At 35.5% G+C, this 20,964-nt stretch carries 28 protein-coding genes; 6 read left to right on the top strand and 22 right to left on the bottom strand.

The features are described from left to right. Positions 1-9 precede the first annotated feature (9 nt). The 22 genes from rpsE to rpsL all read right to left on the bottom strand — a co-directional run bounded on the left by rpsE (position 10) and on the right by rpsL (position 11,676). Complete coding sequence (gene rpsE / locus HM984_RS05605) at positions 10-534, bottom strand: 30S ribosomal protein S5 (RefSeq protein WP_020897639.1); 525 nt, start codon at positions 532-534, stop codon at positions 10-12. 6 nt (positions 535-540) lie between these two features. After that, the gene (gene rplR / locus HM984_RS05600) at positions 541-897 is read right to left on the bottom strand and encodes a 50S ribosomal protein L18 (RefSeq protein WP_115811035.1); all 357 of its coding nucleotides are present in this window, start codon (positions 895-897) and stop codon (positions 541-543) included. A 10-nt stretch (positions 898-907) separates the two neighbouring features. Next, positions 908-1,450, bottom strand: coding sequence for a 50S ribosomal protein L6 (gene rplF, locus HM984_RS05595; RefSeq protein ID WP_115811036.1), 543 nt, complete (start codon positions 1,448-1,450; stop codon positions 908-910). A gap of 12 nt (positions 1,451-1,462) precedes the next feature. Next, entirely contained in the window at positions 1,463-1,861 is a 399-nt protein-coding gene (rpsH, locus tag HM984_RS05590; RefSeq protein WP_115811038.1) for a 30S ribosomal protein S8, read from the bottom strand. A gap of 65 nt (positions 1,862-1,926) precedes the next feature. Further along, positions 1,927-2,196, bottom strand: coding sequence for a 30S ribosomal protein S14 (gene rpsN, locus HM984_RS05585; protein ID WP_020897643.1), 270 nt, complete (start codon positions 2,194-2,196; stop codon positions 1,927-1,929). Between the two features lie 2 nt (positions 2,197-2,198). Continuing rightward, the gene (rplE, locus tag HM984_RS05580) at positions 2,199-2,750 is read right to left on the bottom strand and encodes a 50S ribosomal protein L5 (RefSeq protein ID WP_020897644.1); all 552 of its coding nucleotides are present in this window, start codon (positions 2,748-2,750) and stop codon (positions 2,199-2,201) included. A 2-nt stretch (positions 2,751-2,752) separates the two neighbouring features. Beyond that, the gene (gene rplX, locus HM984_RS05575) at positions 2,753-3,064 is read right to left on the bottom strand and encodes a 50S ribosomal protein L24 (RefSeq protein ID WP_020897645.1); all 312 of its coding nucleotides are present in this window, start codon (positions 3,062-3,064) and stop codon (positions 2,753-2,755) included. Between the two features lie 12 nt (positions 3,065-3,076). Continuing rightward, complete coding sequence (gene rplN / locus HM984_RS05570; RefSeq protein ID WP_092469503.1) at positions 3,077-3,445, bottom strand: 50S ribosomal protein L14; 369 nt, start codon at positions 3,443-3,445, stop codon at positions 3,077-3,079. A gap of 2 nt (positions 3,446-3,447) precedes the next feature. Next, complete coding sequence (rpsQ, locus tag HM984_RS05565) at positions 3,448-3,705, bottom strand: 30S ribosomal protein S17 (RefSeq protein ID WP_040756784.1); 258 nt, start codon at positions 3,703-3,705, stop codon at positions 3,448-3,450. A 17-nt stretch (positions 3,706-3,722) separates the two neighbouring features. Next, positions 3,723-3,914: a 50S ribosomal protein L29 gene (gene rpmC, locus HM984_RS05560; RefSeq protein WP_020897648.1), complete on the bottom strand. Its 192-nt coding sequence runs from the start codon at positions 3,912-3,914 to the stop codon at positions 3,723-3,725. A 12-nt stretch (positions 3,915-3,926) separates the two neighbouring features. Further along, the gene (gene rplP, locus HM984_RS05555) at positions 3,927-4,346 is read right to left on the bottom strand and encodes a 50S ribosomal protein L16 (RefSeq protein WP_020897649.1); all 420 of its coding nucleotides are present in this window, start codon (positions 4,344-4,346) and stop codon (positions 3,927-3,929) included. A 20-nt stretch (positions 4,347-4,366) separates the two neighbouring features. Then, complete coding sequence (gene rpsC / locus HM984_RS05550) at positions 4,367-5,086, bottom strand: 30S ribosomal protein S3 (protein WP_020897650.1); 720 nt, start codon at positions 5,084-5,086, stop codon at positions 4,367-4,369. A 9-nt stretch (positions 5,087-5,095) separates the two neighbouring features. Further along, positions 5,096-5,503, bottom strand: a complete 408-nt coding sequence (rplV, locus tag HM984_RS05545; RefSeq protein ID WP_092446804.1) for a 50S ribosomal protein L22 — start codon at positions 5,501-5,503, stop codon at positions 5,096-5,098. A gap of 5 nt (positions 5,504-5,508) precedes the next feature. Then, positions 5,509-5,787, bottom strand: coding sequence for a 30S ribosomal protein S19 (gene rpsS / locus HM984_RS05540; RefSeq protein WP_020897652.1), 279 nt, complete (start codon positions 5,785-5,787; stop codon positions 5,509-5,511). A 10-nt stretch (positions 5,788-5,797) separates the two neighbouring features. Beyond that, positions 5,798-6,625: a 50S ribosomal protein L2 gene (rplB, locus tag HM984_RS05535; protein ID WP_115811040.1), complete on the bottom strand. Its 828-nt coding sequence runs from the start codon at positions 6,623-6,625 to the stop codon at positions 5,798-5,800. Positions 6,626-6,637: 12 nt separating this feature from the next. Continuing rightward, positions 6,638-6,928, bottom strand: a complete 291-nt coding sequence (gene rplW, locus HM984_RS05530) for a 50S ribosomal protein L23 (RefSeq protein ID WP_020897654.1) — start codon at positions 6,926-6,928, stop codon at positions 6,638-6,640. Between the two features lie 5 nt (positions 6,929-6,933). After that, a complete protein-coding gene (rplD, locus tag HM984_RS05525) occupies positions 6,934-7,563 on the bottom strand; it encodes a 50S ribosomal protein L4 (RefSeq protein ID WP_020897655.1) in 630 nt (209 codons plus the stop codon). Further along, positions 7,563-8,180 carry a 50S ribosomal protein L3 gene (gene rplC, locus HM984_RS05520; RefSeq protein ID WP_115811042.1) on the bottom strand — a complete coding sequence of 206 codons (618 nt, stop codon included), beginning with the start codon at positions 8,178-8,180 and terminating at the stop codon, positions 7,563-7,565. Before rplC ends, rplD begins: the two co-directional genes overlap by 1 nt. A 175-nt stretch (positions 8,181-8,355) precedes the next feature. Continuing rightward, on the bottom strand, positions 8,356-8,661 hold the full coding sequence (rpsJ, locus tag HM984_RS05515) for a 30S ribosomal protein S10 (protein WP_007650482.1): 306 nt from the start codon (positions 8,659-8,661) through the stop codon (positions 8,356-8,358). An 11-nt stretch (positions 8,662-8,672) separates the two neighbouring features. Next, positions 8,673-10,799 (bottom strand): elongation factor G, encoded by a 2,127-nt coding sequence (fusA, locus tag HM984_RS05510; RefSeq protein WP_115811044.1) that lies wholly within the window; start codon positions 10,797-10,799, stop codon positions 8,673-8,675. Positions 10,800-10,802: 3 nt separating this feature from the next. Next, the gene (rpsG, locus tag HM984_RS05505) at positions 10,803-11,279 is read right to left on the bottom strand and encodes a 30S ribosomal protein S7 (RefSeq protein ID WP_020897658.1); all 477 of its coding nucleotides are present in this window, start codon (positions 11,277-11,279) and stop codon (positions 10,803-10,805) included. 22 nt (positions 11,280-11,301) lie between these two features. Beyond that, positions 11,302-11,676 carry a 30S ribosomal protein S12 gene (gene rpsL, locus HM984_RS05500; RefSeq protein WP_019386263.1) on the bottom strand — a complete coding sequence of 125 codons (375 nt, stop codon included), beginning with the start codon at positions 11,674-11,676 and terminating at the stop codon, positions 11,302-11,304. A 340-nt stretch (positions 11,677-12,016) separates the two neighbouring features. Between rpsL and HM984_RS05495 the strand changes: the two genes are divergently transcribed. The 6 genes from HM984_RS05495 to rlmB all read left to right on the top strand — a co-directional run bounded on the left by HM984_RS05495 (position 12,017) and on the right by rlmB (position 20,911). Continuing rightward, positions 12,017-13,543, top strand: a complete 1,527-nt coding sequence (locus tag HM984_RS05495) for a POTRA domain-containing protein (RefSeq protein ID WP_257018451.1) — start codon at positions 12,017-12,019, stop codon at positions 13,541-13,543. Between the two features lie 568 nt (positions 13,544-14,111). Continuing rightward, positions 14,112-17,342, top strand: coding sequence for a SusC/RagA family TonB-linked outer membrane protein (locus HM984_RS05490; RefSeq protein ID WP_179348451.1), 3,231 nt, complete (start codon positions 14,112-14,114; stop codon positions 17,340-17,342). 10 nt (positions 17,343-17,352) lie between these two features. Further along, entirely contained in the window at positions 17,353-18,813 is a 1,461-nt protein-coding gene (locus HM984_RS05485; protein WP_179348450.1) for a SusD/RagB family nutrient-binding outer membrane lipoprotein, read from the top strand. A 15-nt stretch (positions 18,814-18,828) separates the two neighbouring features. Next, positions 18,829-19,587, top strand: coding sequence for a BT_2262 family domain-containing protein (locus HM984_RS05480; RefSeq protein WP_179348448.1), 759 nt, complete (start codon positions 18,829-18,831; stop codon positions 19,585-19,587). A 16-nt stretch (positions 19,588-19,603) separates the two neighbouring features. Continuing rightward, positions 19,604-20,104 carry a lipid-binding protein gene (locus HM984_RS05475; RefSeq protein WP_179348447.1) on the top strand — a complete coding sequence of 167 codons (501 nt, stop codon included), beginning with the start codon at positions 19,604-19,606 and terminating at the stop codon, positions 20,102-20,104. Between the two features lie 72 nt (positions 20,105-20,176). Beyond that, positions 20,177-20,911, top strand: coding sequence for a 23S rRNA (guanosine(2251)-2'-O)-methyltransferase RlmB (gene rlmB, locus HM984_RS05470; RefSeq protein ID WP_179348445.1), 735 nt, complete (start codon positions 20,177-20,179; stop codon positions 20,909-20,911). Positions 20,912-20,964: the final 53 nt, after the last annotated feature.

Here is a 20,964-nt window from a genome sequence, read left to right as displayed (position 1 = left end):
TCCTATCGATTATCCGTTAAATACTTTTTCAAGTGAAATACCACGCTCTTTAGCTACAGATTTAGCATCTCTCAATTGTAATAAAGCATCAAAAGTTGCTTTTACTACATTGTGAGGGTTAGAAGATCCTTGCGACTTAGATAATACATCATGTATACCTACTGCCTCAAGAACAACTCTTACCGCACCACCTGCAATAACTCCTGTACCAGGTGCAGCTGGAATTATGTTAACTCTTGCTCCACCGTATTTACCTTTTTGCTCATGTGGAATAGTTCCTTTAAGAATAGGAATTCTCACTAAGTTTTTCTTAGCATCTTCAACAGCTTTAGCAATTGCAGTAGCAACATCTTTAGACTTACCTAAACCTTGTCCTACAACATTTGTTTCGTCACCTACAACAACAATTGCAGAAAAACCAAATGCTCTACCACCTTTTGTTACTTTAGTTACACGCTGAACGCCAACTAAGCGATCTTTTAATTCTAATCCGCTTGGTTTAACAAGCTCTGCGTTTTTATATTTTTGATACATAATGTCTTAAAATTTAAGTCCTGCTTCTCTAGCACCTTCTGCTAATGATTTTACTCTTCCGTGATATAAGTAACCACCTCTATCAAAAGAAATAGTATCAACACCAGCCTTCTTAGCTTTTTCACCAACAGTTTTACCAACTAACGCAGCTACCTCTGTTTTGTTTCCTTTAGACTTTACAATGTCCTTATCTCTTGAAGATGCAGCAGCTAAAGTTTTACCAGTAACATCATCTACAACTTGAGCATAAATTTCTTTATTACTTCTAAAAACAGCCAATCTTGGTCTTGTCTCAGTACCAGATACTACCTTACGGATTCTGCTCTTTATTCTTAATCTTCTTTCGTTCTTTGTCAATGCCATAACTTAATTATTAAGCTGATTTACCTGCTTTTCTTCTAATTTCTTCACCAACAAACTTGATACCTTTTCCTTTGTAAGGTTCTGGCCTTCTAAAACCGCGAATCTTTGCAGCAACTTGGCCAACTAATTGTTTGTCAAAAGACGTTAATTTAACTCTTGGATTTTTACCTTTTTCTGAGATTGTCTCTACTGTTACTTCTGAAGCGATGTCCAAAACAATATTATGAGAAAATCCTACGGCTAAATCTAATTTTTGTCCTTGATTCGATGCTCTATAACCTACACCAACTAATTCTAGTTCTTTGGTCCAGCCTTTTGATACACCTTCTATCATATTAGCAATTAATGCTCTATAAAGACCATGTTTTGCTCTTAAATCTTTCTTATCAGAAGAACGCTCTAAAGTAATAGTTCCGTCTTCTAATGTAATTTCAATCTCCGAATACTCTTGAGTTAATTCTCCTAGTTTACCTTTAGCGGTAATCATGTTGTCTTTAATCTCAACTGTTACACCTTCAGGAACTGTTATTGGGTTTTTACCTATTCTTGACATAATTTCCTGTTTTTAGTATACGTAACAAATAACTTCACCACCAACATTTTCTCTCTGCGCTTGTTTTCCTGTCATCACTCCGTGAGATGTAGAAACAATTGCAATACCTAAACCGTTAAGGATTCTTGGCATTTCGTTAGAAGAAGCATATTTACGTAAACCTGGTTTACTGATTCTTTGAATTTTTTTGATAACTGACTCTTTAGTGTCTTTACTGTACTTCAAAGCAATTTTGATAGTACCTTGTACTGAAGAATCGTCAAACTTATAACTTAAGATAAATCCTTGATCGAATAAAATCTTAGTTATTTCTTTTTTTAAGTTAGATGCAGGAATCTCAACCACTCTGTGATTTGCCTTTACTGCGTTTCTAACTCGCGTTAAATAATCCGCTATTGGATCTGTGTTCATATGTATTAATTTGCGGTAGCGGTTTTCGGTACTATTACCAAACCTGAAACCAATTTATAATCTTTTTACCAACTTGCTTTTCTAACACCAGGAATTAATCCTTGGTTAGCCATTTCTCTAAACATTACACGAGAAATTCCAAATTGTCTCATGTAACCTTTAGGTCTTCCTGTAAGTTTGCAACGGTTGTGCTGACGTATAGGTGATGCATTTTTAGGTAACTTTTGTAATGCTTCGTAATCGCCAGCTTCTTTTAAAGCTTTGCGTTTCTCTGCATATTTAGCTACCGTTTTAGAACGCTTAACCTCACGGGCTTTCATTGATTCTTTAGCCATAATTAATTCTTTTTAAATGGTAATCCTAGTTCTGTTAATAAAGACTTTGCTTCCTTATCGGTTTCAGCAGAAGTCACAAATGTGATATCCATTCCTGAAATTTTATTGACTTTATCAATATCTATTTCTGGAAAAATAATTTGCTCTACAATACCTAAGTTATAGTTTCCACGTCCATCAAAACCTGTAGCTTTGATTCCGTTAAAATCTCTTACTCGTGGTAAAGCTGAAGTTACTAAACGATCTAAGAACTCATACATTTGCTCTCCTCTTAAAGTTACTTTGGCACCAATTGGCATCCCTTTACGTAACTTAAAAGAAGCAACATCTTTCTTAGACATTGTATGTATAGCTTTCTGTCCTGATATTTTTGTAAGTTCTTCTACTGCGTGATCGATTAATTTCTTATCCGCAACAGCAGCACCAACACCTTTAGATATTACTATCTTAGTAAGCTTAGGTACTTGCATTACATTTTTATATCCAAATTCTTCCGTAAGAGCAGGAACAATTTTGTCCTTGTACTCTTGTTTTAATCTTGCAACGTAAGCCATAGTTAAATTACTTCATTAGATTTTTTAGAAAATCTCACTTTATTATCGCCATCCATTTTATAACCAACTCTAGTTGTTTCTCCTTTTGAAGTTAACAACGATAAGTTAGAAATATGCATAGATGCTTCTTTCTCTACAATACCACCTTGAGGACTTTGTGCACTTGGTTTAGTATGTTTCTTAACCATGTTTACACCTTCCACGATGGCTTTGTTCTTATCTATTAATACTTTAAGTACTTTACCTTCTGACCCTTTATGATCGCCAGCTATTACTTTTACTGTATCTCCTGATTTTATTTTAAGCTTTGTCATTTTATTTATCAATTAAAGCACTTCTGGTGCTAATGATACTATTTTCATGAATTGTTTATCACGAAGTTCTCTTGCTACAGGACCAAAAACACGAGTTCCTCTCATCTCCCCTTGAGGATTTAAAAGCACACATGCATTGTCATCAAATCTAATGTAAGATCCATCAGGACGTCTTACTTCCTTAGCCGTACGTACAACAACCGCTGTAGAAACAGCACCTTTCTTAATGCTACCGTTTGGTGTAGCATCTTTTACAGATACTACGATTTTATCCCCTACAGAAGCATACCTTCTTTTGGTTCCACCTAGTACACGGATAGTTAAAACTTCCTTTGCACCAGTGTTATCAGCTACTTTTAATCTTGATTCTTGTTGTAACATAATTACTTCGCTCTTTCAATTATTTCTACTAATCTCCAACATTTAGATTTACTTAAAGGTCGTGTTTCCATGATCTTTACTGTATCTCCTTCGTTGCAGTCGTTTGTCTCATCGTGTGCGACATATTTCTTAGTCTTTAACACGAATTTTCCATACATAGGGTGTTTTACCTTCTTAACTTCTGAAACAACAATAGATTTCTCCATTTTGTTACTAGTTACGATCCCTATACGTTCTTTTCTTAAGTTTCTTTTTTCCATCTTTCAGCAGAATACAATTATTGTACGTCTCTATTAGTTAATTCTGTTGCTACTCTAGCTACTGTGCGACGAGCAACTCGTAACTGAATTGGGTTATCTAAAGGAGAAATTGTATGAGCCATTTTCAGGTCCGTATAACTCTTCTTAGATTCACTAAGTTTCTCTTGTAACTCAGCTATTGAAAGCTGTTTAATTTCTGATTGCTTCATAATATCTTTCTATTAAGCTTCGTAATCTCTAGCTATGATAAACTTAGTTTTTACAGGAAGTTTCTGTGCTGCCAATCGAAGCGCTTCTTGAGCTGTTTCTAATGGCACACCGCTTATTTCAAATAACATACGTCCTGGTCTTACAACTGCTGCCCAATATTCAACGGCACCTTTACCTTTACCCATACGTACTTCAAGAGGTTTCTTTGTGATAGGCTTGTCTGGAAAAATTTTAATCCATAATGACCCTTCTCTTTTCATGTAACGAGTAGCTGCAATACGCGCTGCTTCTATTTGACGTGCAGTAATAAAAGTTGATTCTAATGATTTAATACCGAAAGTTCCATTTGATAACAAATGACCTCTTCCCGCATTTCCTTTCATACGTCCTTTTTGCTGCTTACGAAATTTTGTTCTTTTAGGCTGTAACATTTTGTCTTTTCTTTAAAAAATTACTTTCTACGACGAGATTGGTTCTTGTTTCCACCACGTCCACCTTTACCTTTTTGTTGTTTAGATAAACCGACTAATGGAGAAAGTTCTCTTTTCCCATATACTTCGCCTTTCATTATCCAAACTTTGATGCCCAATCTACCATAAGTAGTATGTGCTTCTACTAAAGCATAATCAATATCAGCTCTAAAAGTAGACAAAGGAATACGTCCTTCTTTATAGTGTTCAGAACGCGCCATTTCAGCACCATTCAAACGACCACTAATCTGAATTTTAATTCCTTCAGCATTCATACGTATGGCAGCGGCGATAGCCATCTTTATTGCACGTCTGTATGAAATTCGACTTTCAATTTGACGAGCAACACTTGCTGCTACTAAAAATGCATCTAGTTCAGGTCTTTTAATTTCAAAGATGTTCAATTGAACTTCTTTGCCAGTAATTTTCTTAAGCTCTTCTTTTAACTTATCTACCTCTTGGCCACCTTTACCGATAATAATACCAGGTCTAGCAGTAGTGATAGTAACGGTTACAAGTTTAAGCGTACGCTCAATAATTACTCTACTTACACTAGCTTTAGATAAACGCGCGTGAACGTATTTTCTAATCTTATCGTCTTCGGCAAGTTTATCACCATAATCGTTTCCTCCGTACCAGTTAGACTCCCATCCTCTGATAATTCCTAAGCGATTTCCGATTGGATTTGTCTTTTGTCCCATATCTCTATCTTAGCTTTGTGTTTTATTTATTGCATCTACAACCACTGTTACGTGATTAGATCTCTTTCTAATTCTGTGTGCTCTACCTTGAGGTGCTGGACGCAATCTCTTTAACATAGAACCACCATCTACTCTAATTTCTTTGATAAACAATTTAGCTTCTTCAACATCAGCATCTTCGTTTTTAGCTTGCCAGTTTGCAATAGCAGACATTACAAGTTTCTCTAAACGACGTGATGCTTCTTTTTGACTAAATCTAAGAATCTGAAGAGCTTTCTCTGCCTTTTCTCCTCTTACTAAATCCGCAACTAAACGCATTTTTCTTGGAGATGTAGGACAGTTATTTAGCTTTGCAAAAGCAACCTGCTTTTTCTCGGCTTTAATAGCTTCCGCCATTTGTTTTTTACGACTTCCCATGATTCTTATTTTTTACCTTTATTCTTAGCACCTGCATGACCTCTAAAAGATCTTGTTGGTGAAAATTCTCCTAATTTATGACCTACCATATTTTCAGTAACAAATACTGGAACAAATTGACGACCATTGTGAACTGCTATAGTTTGTCCAACGAAATCCGGAGAAATCATTGAAGCCCTAGACCAAGTTTTGATTACCGTCTTTTTGTTTGAAGCTACATTTTCTGCAACTTTCTTATCTAATTTATAGTGGATATAAGGTCCTTTTTTTAATGAACGTGCCATACTATCTTAATTATTTCTTTCTACGTTCTACAATATACTTATTACTCGCCTTTGTCTTAGAACGTGTTCTAAATCCTTTAGCAGGAATACCGTTTCTAGACCTTGGATGACCACCTGAAGATTTACCTTCACCACCACCCATTGGGTGATCGACTGGGTTCATCACTACTGGTCTTACTCTTGGACGTCTTCCTAACCATCTACTTCTACCTGCTTTACCAGATACTAGTAATTGATGATCTGAATTTGAAATCGCACCAATAGTAGCCATACATGTTACTAGAATCATTCTAGTTTCACCAGACGGTAACTTTACTGTAGCAAATTTATCACCTCTTGCCATTAACTGAGCAAATGCACCAGCACTACGAGCCATTACAGCACCTTGTCCAGGACGTAACTCAATACAAGAAATAATTGTTCCTAATGGTATTTCACTTAAAGGCATTGCATTTCCAATTTCTGGAGCTACACCTGTTTCACCAGACACTATATTTTGCCCTACTTGTAAACCATTTTGAGCGATAACGTAACGTTTCTCACCATCTTGGTAGTTTAATAGCGCAATAAATGCTGTTCTGTTTGGATCGTATTCAATAGACTTAACTTCACCAGGAACCCCAGCTTTGTTACGTTTGAAATCGATAATACGATACCTTTTCTTATGACCTCCACCTACTTGGCGAATTGTCATTTTTCCTTGACTGTTTCTACCACCAGATCTCTTTTTCGGAGCAAGCAAGCTTTTCTCCGGCTTATCAGTAGTAATGGCGTCAAATCCATTTACTACTCTAAATCGCTGACCTGATGTGATCGGTTTTAATTTTCTTACTGACATTAATGTCTAAAATTACATGTTAGTGTATAAATCTATTGTTTCACCTTCCGCCAGTTGTACAATTGCTTTTTTAATAGCATTTGTTTTACCATGCTGAACACCAGTTTTTGTAAACTTGGTCTTACGATCTGGACGGACATTTATTGTACGAACTTTTTCAACAGAAACTCCATAAGCAGCTTCCACTGCTTTTTTGATTTCTACCTTGTTCGCCTTAGTGTTCACTTCAAATGCATATGCATTAAACAACTCACTTTGTTTCGTTGCCTTTTCTGTGATTATAGGTTTTCTTAAGATACTCATCTGTTCTATTTACTTAAATTCGATTCAATTCCTTCTAAAGCACTTTCAATTAGAATTACTTTATTAGCATTCATAATTTTATAAGTACTTAATTCTGAAGCTGTTATAACTTCAGAGCCTTTAAAATTGCGTGAGGACAAATATACATTATTATTTGTACCACCCAACACAATAAGAGATTTTTTGTTTTCAACCTCTAAAGCCTTTAAAACATTCAGGAAATTTTTAGTCTTTGGTGCTTCAAAACTGAAATCTTCCAAGACTAAAATTGACTTATCATTTGCTTTAATACTTAATGCAGATCTACGTGCTAATCGCTTAAGGTTTTTGTTTAACTTAAAACCATAATTTCTTGGTCTAGGACCAAACATACGACCACCACCTCTAAATACACCAGACTTAATACTACCTGCTCTCGCAGTACCAGTACCTTTCTGTTTCTTTATCTTACGTGTACTTCCAGAGATCTCTGCTCTTTCTTTTGCCTTATGCGTCCCTTGTCTTTGATTTGCTAAGAATTGCTTAACATCTAAATAGACAGCGTGATTATTAGGCTCTATAGCGAATACGTCTTTAGAAAGCTCAGCTTGTCTACCCGTATCTTTTCCGTTTATATCTAAAACTGCTATCTTCATTATTTCTCAATGATTACATAAGAATTCTTGTGACCAGGAACACATCCTTTTACCACTAGTAAGTTCTTTTCAGGAACTACTTTGTAAACTCTTAAATTTTGAACTTTAACTGTGTCACCACCCATTCTACCTGCCATCTTCATTCCTTTGAATACTCTCGCAGGATAAGAAGCTGCACCAATAGAACCTGGAGCTCTTAAACGGTTATGTTGACCATGCGTTGCTTGACCTACACCACCAAAACCGTGACGTTTTACAACACCCTGAAAACCTTTACCTTTAGAAGTTCCTGCGACATCCACAAATTCTCCTTCAATAAATTGCTCAACAGTGATTGCATCACCTAATTTGTACTCCGAATCAAAACCTTTGAATTCAACAACTTTGCGTTTTACAGAAGTACCCGCTTTTTTAGCATGACCTAAGTCAGCTTTAGTAGCGCTTTTTTCTGTCGCGTCATCGAAACCTAATTGAAGGGCTGAATAACCATCCACTTCTTCAGTTCTGACTTGGGTAACGATACATGGTCCAGCTTCGATTACTGTACAAGGAATGTTCTTCCCATTTTCATCGAAAATGCTGGTCATACCGATTTTTTTTCCAATTAACCCAGACATAATTTTTAGTTTTTATTATGACAATTTGCGACTTGCCATTTTTTGTTTGTTTTTTGGGACAACTCGCAAATTGTCCATGCGTATATAAAATACAAGGCCGAAAATACGTTTCAGCCTTGAATTGTATTTTTACCGTTTTTCCTTCGCTCGCAGCTTAGGACATGTTAATGTGTAATTACACTTTGATCTCAACTTCTACTCCACTTGGCAATTCAAGTTTCATTAAAGCATCAATTGTTTTAGAAGATGAAGAGTAAATATCTAATAAACGCTTGTAAGAGCTTAATTGAAATTGTTCTCTAGATTTCTTATTTACGTGTGGTGAACGTAATACAGTGAAAATTTTCTTGTGTGTTGGTAATGGAATTGGTCCTGTTACTACTGCACCTGTACTTTTTACTGTTTTTACAATCTTATCAGCAGACTTGTCTACTAAATTGTGATCGTAAGATTTTAATTTTATTCTGATTTTTTGACTCATTTTATTAAGATTTACGATTCAAGTCCTTTAGCTGCTTTAATTACTTCTTCTGATACATTAGAAGGAGTTTCAGCATAATGTGAAAATTCCATTGTTGATGTTGCTCTACCTGAAGACAATGTTCTCAATGTAGTTACATAACCAAACATTTCTGATAATGGTACAGTAGCTTTTACAGTTTTTGCACCAGCTCTATCGCCCATACTACTCATCTGTCCTCTTCTTCTGTTTAAATCACCTACAATATCACCCATGTTTTCTTCTGGTGTAATCACCTCAAGTTTCATGATTGGCTCCATTATAACCGCTTTAGCCGCTCTTGCAGAATTTTTAAATCCTAATTTCGCTGCTAATTCGAATGATAACTGATCAGAATCGACATCGTGATAAGATCCATCTCTCAATGTCACTTTCATAGCGTCTACTTCAAAACCAGCTAATGGTCCATTTTGCATTGCCATTTTAAATCCTTTTTCAATTGAAGGTATAAATTCCTTAGGAACGTTACCACCTTTAATTACAGATTCAAATTGAAGACCTACAACACCTTCGTCTGCTGGTTCAATCGTAAATACGATATCAGCAAATTTACCACGACCACCAGATTGTTTCTTATAAACTTCTCTATGATCAGCAGATTGTGTAATAGCCTCTTTATATTCAACTTGTGGTTGACCTTGGTTAACCTCAACTTTAAATTCTCTTCTTAAACGATCTACAATAATATCTAAGTGAAGTTCTCCCATTCCAGAAATAATAGTCTGACCTGAAGCTTCATCTGAACGCACTGTAAATGTAGGATCTTCTTCAGCTAACTTAGCTAATCCCATACCTAACTTATCAACATCTGCCTTCGTCTTAGGCTCAACCGCGATACCAATTACTGGATCAGGGAAGTCCATAGATTCTAAAACAATTGGATGTTTTTCATCTGTAAGTGTATCTCCTGTTTTGATAGATTTAAATCCAACAGCAGCTCCAATATCTCCAGCCTCAATAAAGTCAATTGCATTTTGCTTGTTAGCGTGCATTTGGTAAATACGTGAAATACGCTCTTTCTTACCAGAACGGTTATTCAACACATAAGAACCTGCATCTAAACGACCAGAATAAGCACGGAAAAATGCTAAACGACCAACGAAAGGATCTGTTGCTATTTTAAATGCTAAAGCAGCAAAAGGTTCGTTTACACTTGGCTTACGAATTTCTTCTTTTTCTGTATCAGGATTCATTCCAACAACACCTTCTTTATCCATTGGAGAAGGTAAGTAACGACAAACAGCATCTAATAAAAACTGAACACCTTTATTTTTGAATGAAGAACCACATACCATTGGTATAATAGCCATATCCATTACAGCAGCTCTAAGTGCAGCATGCACTTCTTCTTCTGTAATAGAATCTTCATCCTCCATGAATTTTTCTAGAAGATTTTCATCATAACTAGCTACTTCTTCAATTAACATAGCACGGTATTTACGTACTTCATCTTTCATTGAATCAGGAATAGCAACAACATCGAATGTAGCTCCGAAATTATCATCATGCCATACAATAGCTCTATTCTTAACTAAATCTACGATACCTTTGAAATCATCCTCATCACCAATGTTTAAAACGATTGGCACTGCGTTAGACTTCAACATGTCTTTTACTTGTTGACAAACTCCTAAAAAGTCAGAGCCTTGACGGTCCATTTTATTAACGAAACCAATTCTTGGCACTTTATAGTTATCGGCTAGTCTCCAGTTTGTTTCAGATTGTGGTTCAACACCATCAACTGCACTAAACAAAAACACTAAACCATCTAGCACACGTAATGAACGGTTAACTTCTACCGTAAAATCTACGTGACCTGGAGTATCAATAATATTAAAATGGTAATCTTGAGCTTCTGCTGTTGGCTCACCATTTTCTTTTGGAAATGTCCAGTCACAAGTTGTTGCTGCAGACGTAATTGTAATACCTCTTTCTGCTTCTTGCTCCATCCAGTCCATTGTAGAAGCTCCATCATGTACTTCTCCAATTTTGTGTGAAACTCCCGTATAAAAAAGAATACGCTCTGTTGTTGTTGTTTTACCAGCATCAATGTGAGCAGCAATCCCTATATTTCTTGTAAGTTTTAAATCTCTTGCCATTTCTTAAAATCTAAAGTGTGAGAATGCTTTATTTGCTTCTGCCATCTTATGAGTATCTGTTCTTTTCTTAACAGCTGCTCCTTCTTCTTTAGCTGCAGCTAATACTTCTGCTGCTAAACGTTGCGCCATAGATTTTTCGTTTCTTTTACGTGAAAAGCTAATTAACCATTTCATCGCAGTTGAAACCTTACGGTCTGGACGAATCTGCATTGGAATCTGAAATGTAGCACCACCAACACGACGACTACGTACTTCTACGTGAGGCATTACGTTAGATAAAGCTTCTTTCCAAATCTCTAAAGCTGTTTTTTCGTCATCATTCTTTTTCTCTTCAACAATATCAATTGCATCATAGAATACTTTAAAAGCGATAGACTTCTTACCATCCCACATCATCATGTTAACAAAACGTGTTACTAACTGATCGTTAAATCTTGGATCTGGTAAAAGCGGTCTCTTTTTTGCTGCTCTTTTTCTCATGTCTTCTTCTTAAAGTTTTAAATTACTTCTTAGGGCGTTTTGCACCATACTTAGATCTACGTTGTGTCCTTCCTGATACACCTGCTGTATCTAAAGCACCACGAACGATGTGATATCTAACTCCTGGCAAATCTTTTACCCTTCCACCTCTAACCAATACTATCGAGTGCTCTTGTAAATTGTGACCTTCTCCACCAATGTATGCATTTACTTCGTTTCCGTTTGTTAAACGAACCCTTGCCACCTTACGCATTGCTGAGTTAGGTTTTTTAGGTGTCGTTGTATAAACACGAGTACATACACCACGTCTTTGAGGACACGAATCTAAAGCAGCCGATTTACTCTTCTTGGTTATTTTGGCTCTTCCTTTTCGTACTAATTGTGAAATTGTTGGCATATATTTCTATATAAAATTTTATTAACCCTCACTTTTGAGGGCTGCAAAGGTATAAATTAATATCTATAATTCAAACAGTTGTGAACTAATTTTTAAATTAAATATAAACTTTTTTTAAAGTCCTATATATTATACCCTATTTTTACGTTACTATAATGAGTTATTCCATTTAATGCCAATGCAGTTTTTTAGCCGAATTATTTTTTTTGCTTCACTTCTGATTTTCTCAAATCAATGCATAGCTCAATCGCTTAATTTAAATATTAGTGGCGAAAATGAAGCTTCAACTAAAATTATTGACTCTATAAGTTATTTAAAAAAATTCAATAACTACAATGGCTTGCAATCAGAAATCAATCTATTAAAAGAAAAGCTAACGAAGCAAGGTTATATAAATACCACTATTGAAACCGTAAGCAAACAGAATGATACACTATTTAATGCGCAATTCAGACTAGGGAAACGAGTACAGAAAATCCGAGTGTATTACGATTCGAGTTTCAACGTTGCTCTTTTAAAATCAAACAGCAATTCAAATGACAAACATTTCTTCGAACTTAAAATAACAGAACTCGAAACCTATCTAAAAAGCTTAAATTCTAGAATAGCCGAACAAGGTGACCCGTTTTCGACGTTACAACTTATAAATATTACCAAGTTGACTCCCGAATTATTATTTGCAGATTTAAAAATTGTTTCCAACGAAAAACGACGTATTGACAAGATCATTATTAAAGGCTACGAAAAGTTCCCGAAATCTTATCTCAAACATTTTATGAAATTGAAGACTGGAAAATCCTTCAACCTAAATGCGATAAAAGAAAAGGTAGAGTTATTAAATGAATTACGCTTTGCTTCCAAAATAAAAGATCCCGAAGTACTTTTCACTCAAGATTCTACTACACTATATATATATGTAGAGAAAACAAAAACGAATAGCTTTGATGGCTTCTTAGGTTTTGGCACCAACGAAAACACCAATAAAATTGAATTTGATGGGTATTTAGATTTAAGACTCATTAATAATCTGAATTTTGGTGAAACACTAAATCTACAATATAAAAGTGACGAAATAGACCAACAAACCTTTATGGTTGATGCCGATTTACCTTATTTATTTAGCTCCCCTATTGGACTTCAAGTTGGTCTTAATATTTTTAGAAAAGATTCAACGTTTCTAAATGCTAAACAATATGCTAAAATTAACTACCTCATTAATGCTCAGCACAAAGTAGGAGTTGGAATCAACACCACTACATCCACTAATTTATTAGAAAATGATACTGATATATTAAACGATTACAAATCCAATTACTACACACTTCATTATAATTACACAAAATCGCAGTCCTACGACCCTTTATTTCCGATAAATTTCTGGTTCGATTTTTCATCTGGACTTGGAAGTAGAACCAATAATTTAGGAAAAGAAAACCAAACAGTATTCACATTAGACACCTATAAAATTTTCAATCTTAATAATAAAAATAGCTTTTACACCAGAATAAACAGTGCCACATTAGCTTCTGACAATTATTTAGATAATGAATTGTTTCGTTTTGGTGGTATCAATTCTATACGTGGCTTTGAAGAAAACAGCTTAGTAGCCAATCTGTACGGCGTTCTAAGTACAGAGTACCGCTATCGCCTCAGCACTAGTTTATATGTACATTCCGTTTTAGATGCTGCATATTTTGAAAACAAACTTACAGACACTAAAGAAAAACTCTTTGGTTTTGGATTTGGTTTAGGCCTACTGACCAATGCCGGACTTTTTCGTTTAAATTACTCTAGCGGAAAGACAGAAAATAGACAGTTTAAATTATCGGATTCAAAAGTACACCTTAGTTTAACGGCTACTTTCTAGTGGTTTTAAATATAAACGAACGGTAAAAATTTATGATTATTAACGCTTACCAAATCATAAGCTAATCCTACAAATAGATGATTAGGATTGAGTTTCTAAAATTTAAACGAATATTCCCATTACACAATTAGTCAAGAAAACAGAGGCAACTATATTATATTCATTAAAACAAACTAGTATAGCCTATTTAAAATTTATTTACCCAATACTGGTAAAAGTAAAAAACTGATCTAAAACAAAGGTAGATTCGATAGTTTTTAATAAATAACCCCAGCCTTAATCTAAGCTTGTTCTGACAAATTCAGAAATCCTTCCTCTTCCAATTAAAAATAGTCTTTAAACAATCCTTAGTTATAGTGATACAATTAGTAATAACCTACAATAAAGTCACTTACACCTAACAAAACAAATTCACCCTATCCACAGTACTTTAAAGAGATGGCAAGCCCACATTGATAGCAAAAAAACCTCAAAACAATTCCTCGCAATAATATTTATTATGTAATTATAGGATTTTTAACAAAATTTTACCATATTTGATAACAATCACATCTAATCTATAATAAATATGAAAACAAACTTCAAAGGAATGTTAGCACTTATATTAGTGCTTCTTGCTCAGATCTCGTTTGCGCAAGAGAAAATAATTTCAGGTACAGTTACAGATGACTCTAGCCTGCCCTTACCTGGAGCAACTGTTTTAGTTAAAGGTACTTCCAATGGTGTATCTACGGATTTTGATGGTAAGTATTCAATTAGTGCAAATACTGGTAGCACTTTAGTATTTAGCTATGTCGGATATGTACCCCAAGAAATGGTCGTAAGTGCCTCGAATATTATCAATGTGCAGCTTCTCGAAGATACATCAGCTCTTGATGAAGTTGTAATTACTGCGATAGGCACCGGTGATCGAAATGCTAGACAGGTTGTTTACGCCAACCAAACATTAAAATCAGAAGACTTACTATCTACTCCAAATAAAAACGCTTTAGAAGCATTAAGAGGTAAGGCAGCTGGTGTAAAATTATCAACCGGCTCAGGGTCTGTAGGAGCTTCTACAAGAATTGTACTGAGAGGTGAAGGTTCCCTTACTGGTAATAACAATGCGCTAATTATTGTTGACGGAATTGCCATTGACAACTCTACAACTCGAGGTGGTGCTGGTGCATCCACTACGGGATATGCGGATTATGGTAATAGATTCAATGACATTAACCCTGACGATATTGAGTCGGTAACGATACTTAAAGGTCCATCAGCAACGTCGCTTTATGGATCACGTGGTGCATCAGGAGTCGTATTGGTAACTACTAAAAGTGGAAAAGGTAGCAAGATGAAAGTGAACTACAATGGCTCAACATCAATGGACAACGCTATAATTGTTTTACAACGCCAAAATGAATTCGGACAAGGGTTTGATACCGCTAGTTTAGATTCAGGTGAGAACTGGTCTTGGGGACCAGCATTTGATGGTGTTGTACGTCCATGGACCAGTCCAATTGATTCCGATGGTGATGGAGCATTGGAATCCCTAACCAGACCTTATAGCGCCGTAAGAAATCAACTAAAAGACTTTTTCAATACAGGTTACACTACTAGTCATAACGTTAGCGTTTCTGGATCTAAGGATGGATATAATTATTTTACTTCTTTTGGAAACACGGATCAAACGGGTACTTTGGATAATACCTATTACAAGAGGAATAACTTTACGTTCAACTCTTCGGCAAAATTAAGTGATAAATTACAGTCTGCTTTTAAAGTTAGTTATGCCAACGTAAGACAAAATACGGCACAAGAAGGATCCCGTGCTTTTGAAGGAAATAATGCTTATGCAATGGCCTTACAATCTCCTATTAATATACCCTTGTCGGAATTAAGGGACTATACGAGTCCGTTTCATGATACAGATGGCTATTGGGGATCGTATTCTTCGGTAAACCCTTACTATATATTAAACGAATATGGTAATGAGGCAGCAATTGATAACCTTCTTGCCAATGTATCCGTAACCTATGACCTTTACAAAAATTTATCACTTACTGGACGTTTTGGAGGAAATATCGTGTCTACGCAAACTGATATTTGGACACCTAGTTATTCCCCTGCAGAACAAATTGTATGGATCGATAATTTTGAACAAACAACTCGTGGAGGCAGACATACCTCCCTAGGGGACTACACTAATTTTAACAGTAGAAGTATAAATTTAGACGCTTCAATTTTGGCAAATTACACGAATGACTTAAGTGAAAACATTAAATTAGACGTTACCGCTGGTTACAATTTCTTTCAAAGAGAATATAAGAGTTTAACCGGAAGCACTATTGGTGGTTTGGTCGTTGACGGAGTTTACAATTTATCTAACAGTGTACAAACCCCAACATCAGCCATGTTTAGGAGTAAATATAGGATATATGGCGCTTTAGCTAATGCTACTTTAGGCTATAAAAATGCTGCATTTTTAGAAGTGTCCGCACGAAATGACTGGTCTTCTACATTACCGGCTGAAAACAACTCTTTTTTATATGGTGCTGTTGGTGGATCCATAATATTTACAGATCTTTTTAATATTAAAAACGATGTTCTAACTTACGGTAAGCTTCGAGGAAGTTATGGTACTTCTGGTAAAGATGCAGGTATATACCTCTTAGATTCTTATTTTGATGGAAATCCTAATATTGCAAATCTAGGTGATTTTTCACTCTTCTTTCCAATTGGTAACACCCCTGGGTTTACTCTAGGTGATGTAATAGGAAATCCTAACCTTAAACCTGAATTAACAACGACTTATGAAGTTGGTGCTGATTTGAGTTTCTTTAAAAATAAAATTAACATAGCCTACACCTATTATCACTCCATCCATGATGACCAAATTGTAACAATAGATCTTCCAAGATCTACAGGATATACTCAAACTGCTGTAAACATTGGAAGAATGGAAAATAAAGGTCATGAGCTAACTTTAAGCTTAAAACCGCTTAATGGAGTTGTTGACGGACTGGATTTTGAACTGTTTGGGTCCTATGCAAAAAATGATAACGAGGTCGTTAAAATTACAGACGACTTAGATGAGTTAACACTTGGGACATTTGGCTTTGCCGCTGGTACAACGGTAACTTTAGTTGCTAAAGAAGGTTTACCATACGGTGCATTTAAAGGTAATGATTTTAAATATAACGATCAAGGGCAAGTTATAGTTGATGGCAATACAGGTTTTCCAGTCTATCCTGATGAAGATTTGATTTTAGGAAATTTTCAACCTGACTATTTATTGAGTTTTGGCACCAATGTTAATTATAAAGGATTTGGAATGCGTGTCTTGTTCGACATGAAAAAAGGAGGTCTATTTGCTTCCCAATCTAAATACAATGGTGAATTTAATGGAACTGGAGTAAATACCACAATTTATAATAGGGAGTCTTTTATATTTCCCAATTCTGTAGTCGATAATGGAGATGGTACTTTCTCTGAAAATACCGTTGCTATTACGGAACAGGATTATTATACCAACTATGATGCTCCTGTCTCAACTCAATTAATAGATGCTAGCTATGTAAAGTTAAGAGAAGTAGAATTGAGTTATAATCTGCCTCAAAAATTTTTAGAGGATGCCTTTATCAATAATGTCAAATTATCTATTTATGGTAAGAATCTCTGGTATTGGTTGCCTGATGAAAATAAATACGCCGACCCTGAAGTCAATGGGCCTGCCTTAACGGGTAATGCACAAGGGATAGAAACCTCTCAAACGCCTTCTTCAAGAAGTATTGGTCTTAATGTACAATTGTCATTTTAAAAAAAAGAACATGAAAAACACAATAAAAACAATTATAATATGCTGTCTAACGGTCTTTTACTTTTCTTGCGAAGAAAGTTTAGATGAGATTAATATAGACCCTAACACATTCCCAACTGCAGATGATGCCCAAATTTTGAGTTCTTCTTTAGGTTTTTTGGGTTATATCATTGATACTGATTTGAATTACAGCGACTCATTTGTATGGAGCCAATACTACACTTGGGGTATAGGTGTTGCCATAGGAAATTCAGAACGCTACGTTCAACAAGCTGGGGATAATGATGGATATTGGCAACGTGCTTATGCCAATTCACTCGCGGATTTAGATTATATCGATAAGAATAGTAGTTCAGCAGCTTATCGAGGTGTTTCAAAAGTTTTAAAAGCTTATATATTTCAAGGTTTAGTAGATCATTTTGGAGATATTCCATTCACAGAAGCTCTATCTGGTGCCATAGCAGATGGATCTAATTTAGCTCCAAGTTATGATTCAGCACAATCCACTATTTACCCTGCTCTTGTTACTATGTTGGATGATGCACTTAGTGAATTGGATGCTGCAGTAGATGGGGATATTGGAACGGATGATTTTATATATAACGGAGATCTTTCCAAATGGATTAAATTTGCCAACTCTTTAAAGTTAAGAGTACTAATGAGAACTTCTGAAGTATCTTCACCGTCGGCTGCCGTACAGAATTTAATTAGCAATGGTACATTTATAGAAACTGTTGACGATATGCCGTCAATGAATTATTCTGGAGCGTCAGGAGATCAAAATCCTATGTTCGCCAGAGCTGAATTCGGCGTCGGAATGTTTTATTTCGCTAGTAACGGTACCCTAAATGAGCTTGAGTCATTAAATGATCCAAGGGACCAGGTGTTTTATAATGTAGCAACATCCGGAACCTCTGTTGGAGCTATACGTGGTATTGACCAAGGGACCATTGACGATGAACCTTTTACGGCTACAGACACGGATTATAGTTTGGCAAGTGATTATGCTTACGGTTCTAACAATCCAGTTATTTTAATGAGCCCGTGGGAAGTTTGGTTCCTTAGATCTGAAGCTGATGCTAGATATGGTACAGGTGATGATGAAACTAATGCTTTTGCAACTGCAATTGATCTGAACTTTACTTATATGGGATTAGATGCCGCTTCATACATTAGTTCTCTAGGATATTCAAGTTCTGCTTCTTTAGATGATAGACTGGATTTGATAGGAGTTCAGAAATGGATATCCTTAAATGGAACACAAGAAGATGAGGGTTGGATTGAAGCACGTCGCTTTGATAGACCTACAAGCAGACTATTTACTGAGGGGATTTGGCAAACACCGCCATTATCTGTACTACCTGCTGGAGAATTTCCTTCTGCATGGCTTTATCCACAAACTGAAAGAAGCTTAAACCCTAATGCACCTTCACAGCGAAGTATAACAGATAATATCTTTTGGGATAATTAATTTAAAAAAATGAAAATGAAAAAATCTAAATATTTAATTTACATATTTTCAATCTTAGGATTGATATCGACTAGTTGTGATCCTAGTGTTGATTCACCTGGCGCAGATGATAAATCACAAGTAACTTTTTTACCTTTAATTACCCTTGAGGGTGGTAATGTCGTTCTTGATTGTGAAGCAACCTCTTATTCAGACCCTGGTGCTGTAGCATCAGTCGCAGGTGAAGAAATAAATTTAAATACAAATGTTAGATCAAAATACTTTGGTGGAACATCAGTAGAAGATGGACCCGATGTGTATTTAGTCTCATATAGTGCATTTAATGAAGACGAAATTCCAGCTACTGCATTTAGGGAAGTTTTATACCCTGAATGTAATGGTGATTTAGTAACTAGTATAGCTGGGATGTATACTGCCTCTGTGTCCAGGGACGGAGTTTCACCTGATGGCTATCAAGATAATGGACCATTTATAATTAAAGACCTAGGTAATAATAGATACGCAATATCTGATGCGCAAGGTGGATGGTATGAATATGGAAGAGCACTTGGTGTTTCTTATGCAACATTAGGTATGATACTCGTTGCCAATGACATTCCTTCAAATAATTTTACAAGTGAAGGTCCGGTTACTACCAATACTTTTGGAGGAACAAATACTTTTTCTAGTTTAATAGTCGATCCTGTTGCAGGAACTCTAACACTTAGAGTTAACTGGGACGCTGGTCCTTATGCATTTGAAACAGTCTTTACTCAAACTGATATTTACTATTAATTAAAAAATAACAAAAATGAAATATAATAATAAACTCGTCAAAAAAATTCGCTGTCTATTTGTAGCAATAGTCTTTATGGCATCCTTTACATCTTGCGATAATGATACATTAGCGGATGAAAGTAATATTGCACTTGAAGAAATGAGAGGCAAATGGGTTGTTGACATGACTTGGGATGGTTCTCCTCAAGGCACTAACACCATAAGTACCTATAACTCCTCTGATAATGGCACGGATGCCATGTGGATAGATGATTTAGAACACAGCTGGGGATTAAAGACTAAAGTTAACGTAGATTTTAACGCATTATCTTTTTCTGGGAATGATTTAGATGAACTCTATTATGGCGTAACTGTAACCATCACTGGAGGTCAAATTATAAAAAATGGTGCTACTACTCCTACAGGAGACGTAGTTGATAGTATCTATTTTGAGGCAGAATTTTCTGATATCCCAGGAGAAATATGGGTATACTCAGGATATAAAAGTACAGCCCAAGTTGATGATCTACCATAAAACATCAAATTATATTTAACAATTGAAAAAAACCATCTGCAAATGCGGATGGTTTTTTTGTACCTTCGCCAAATGAAAAACGAAACCACCATTTTTGGAATTAGAGCAATTATAGAAGCCATTAAATCTAACGAAACCATCGATAAGGTTTTTATGCAAAAAGGATTGCAAGGTGAATTGTTTAAAGAACTAGAGCAAGCTATTCGTTCTGCAGGTATTAATTCATCTTACGTACCTATCGAAAAACTAAATCGTTTAACTCGTGGAAATCATCAAGGAGCTGTGGCTCAAATTTCACCAATTGAGTTTCATGATATCGATGACTTAGTAATGAGCGTTATCGAATCTGGAAAAACCCCATTATTTCTTTTATTAGATCAGTTAAGTGATGTTAGAAATTTTGGTGCTATTGTGCGTACAGCAGAATGTACAGGTGTTAATGGTATCATTATTCAGAAAAAAGGTGGAGCTCCTATTAATGGAGATACTATTAAAACAAGTGCTGGCGCTATCTTTAAAATGCCTATTTGCAAAGTAGATCACATAAAAGATGCTGTATTTCATATGCAATCTTCAGGTATAAAAGTTATTGCCGCAACAGAAAAAGCAGAGCACTTTTTATACGATGTATCATTTAAAGAACCGTGCGCTATAATAATGGGTTCTGAAGGTAGAGGTATTAATCCGTCTGTATTAAAAGTAGTTGATGACCAAGCCAAACTTCCAATATTAGGAGAGATTGAATCTTTGAATGTTTCTGTTGCTTGTGGTGCGTTTTTATATGAAGCTGTTAGGCAACGTAGTTAGCCTTTAGCTATAATTGTAAAATTGAACTTAAATCATTTTTTACCTTGAATCAC

This window comes from Winogradskyella pacifica, assembly GCF_013403915.1.
Classification (GTDB): Bacteria; Bacteroidota; Bacteroidia; order Flavobacteriales; family Flavobacteriaceae; genus Winogradskyella; species Winogradskyella pacifica.
Note: the sequence above shows the minus strand (reverse complement) of the source record. Positions and strands in the feature narration are given on the sequence as shown.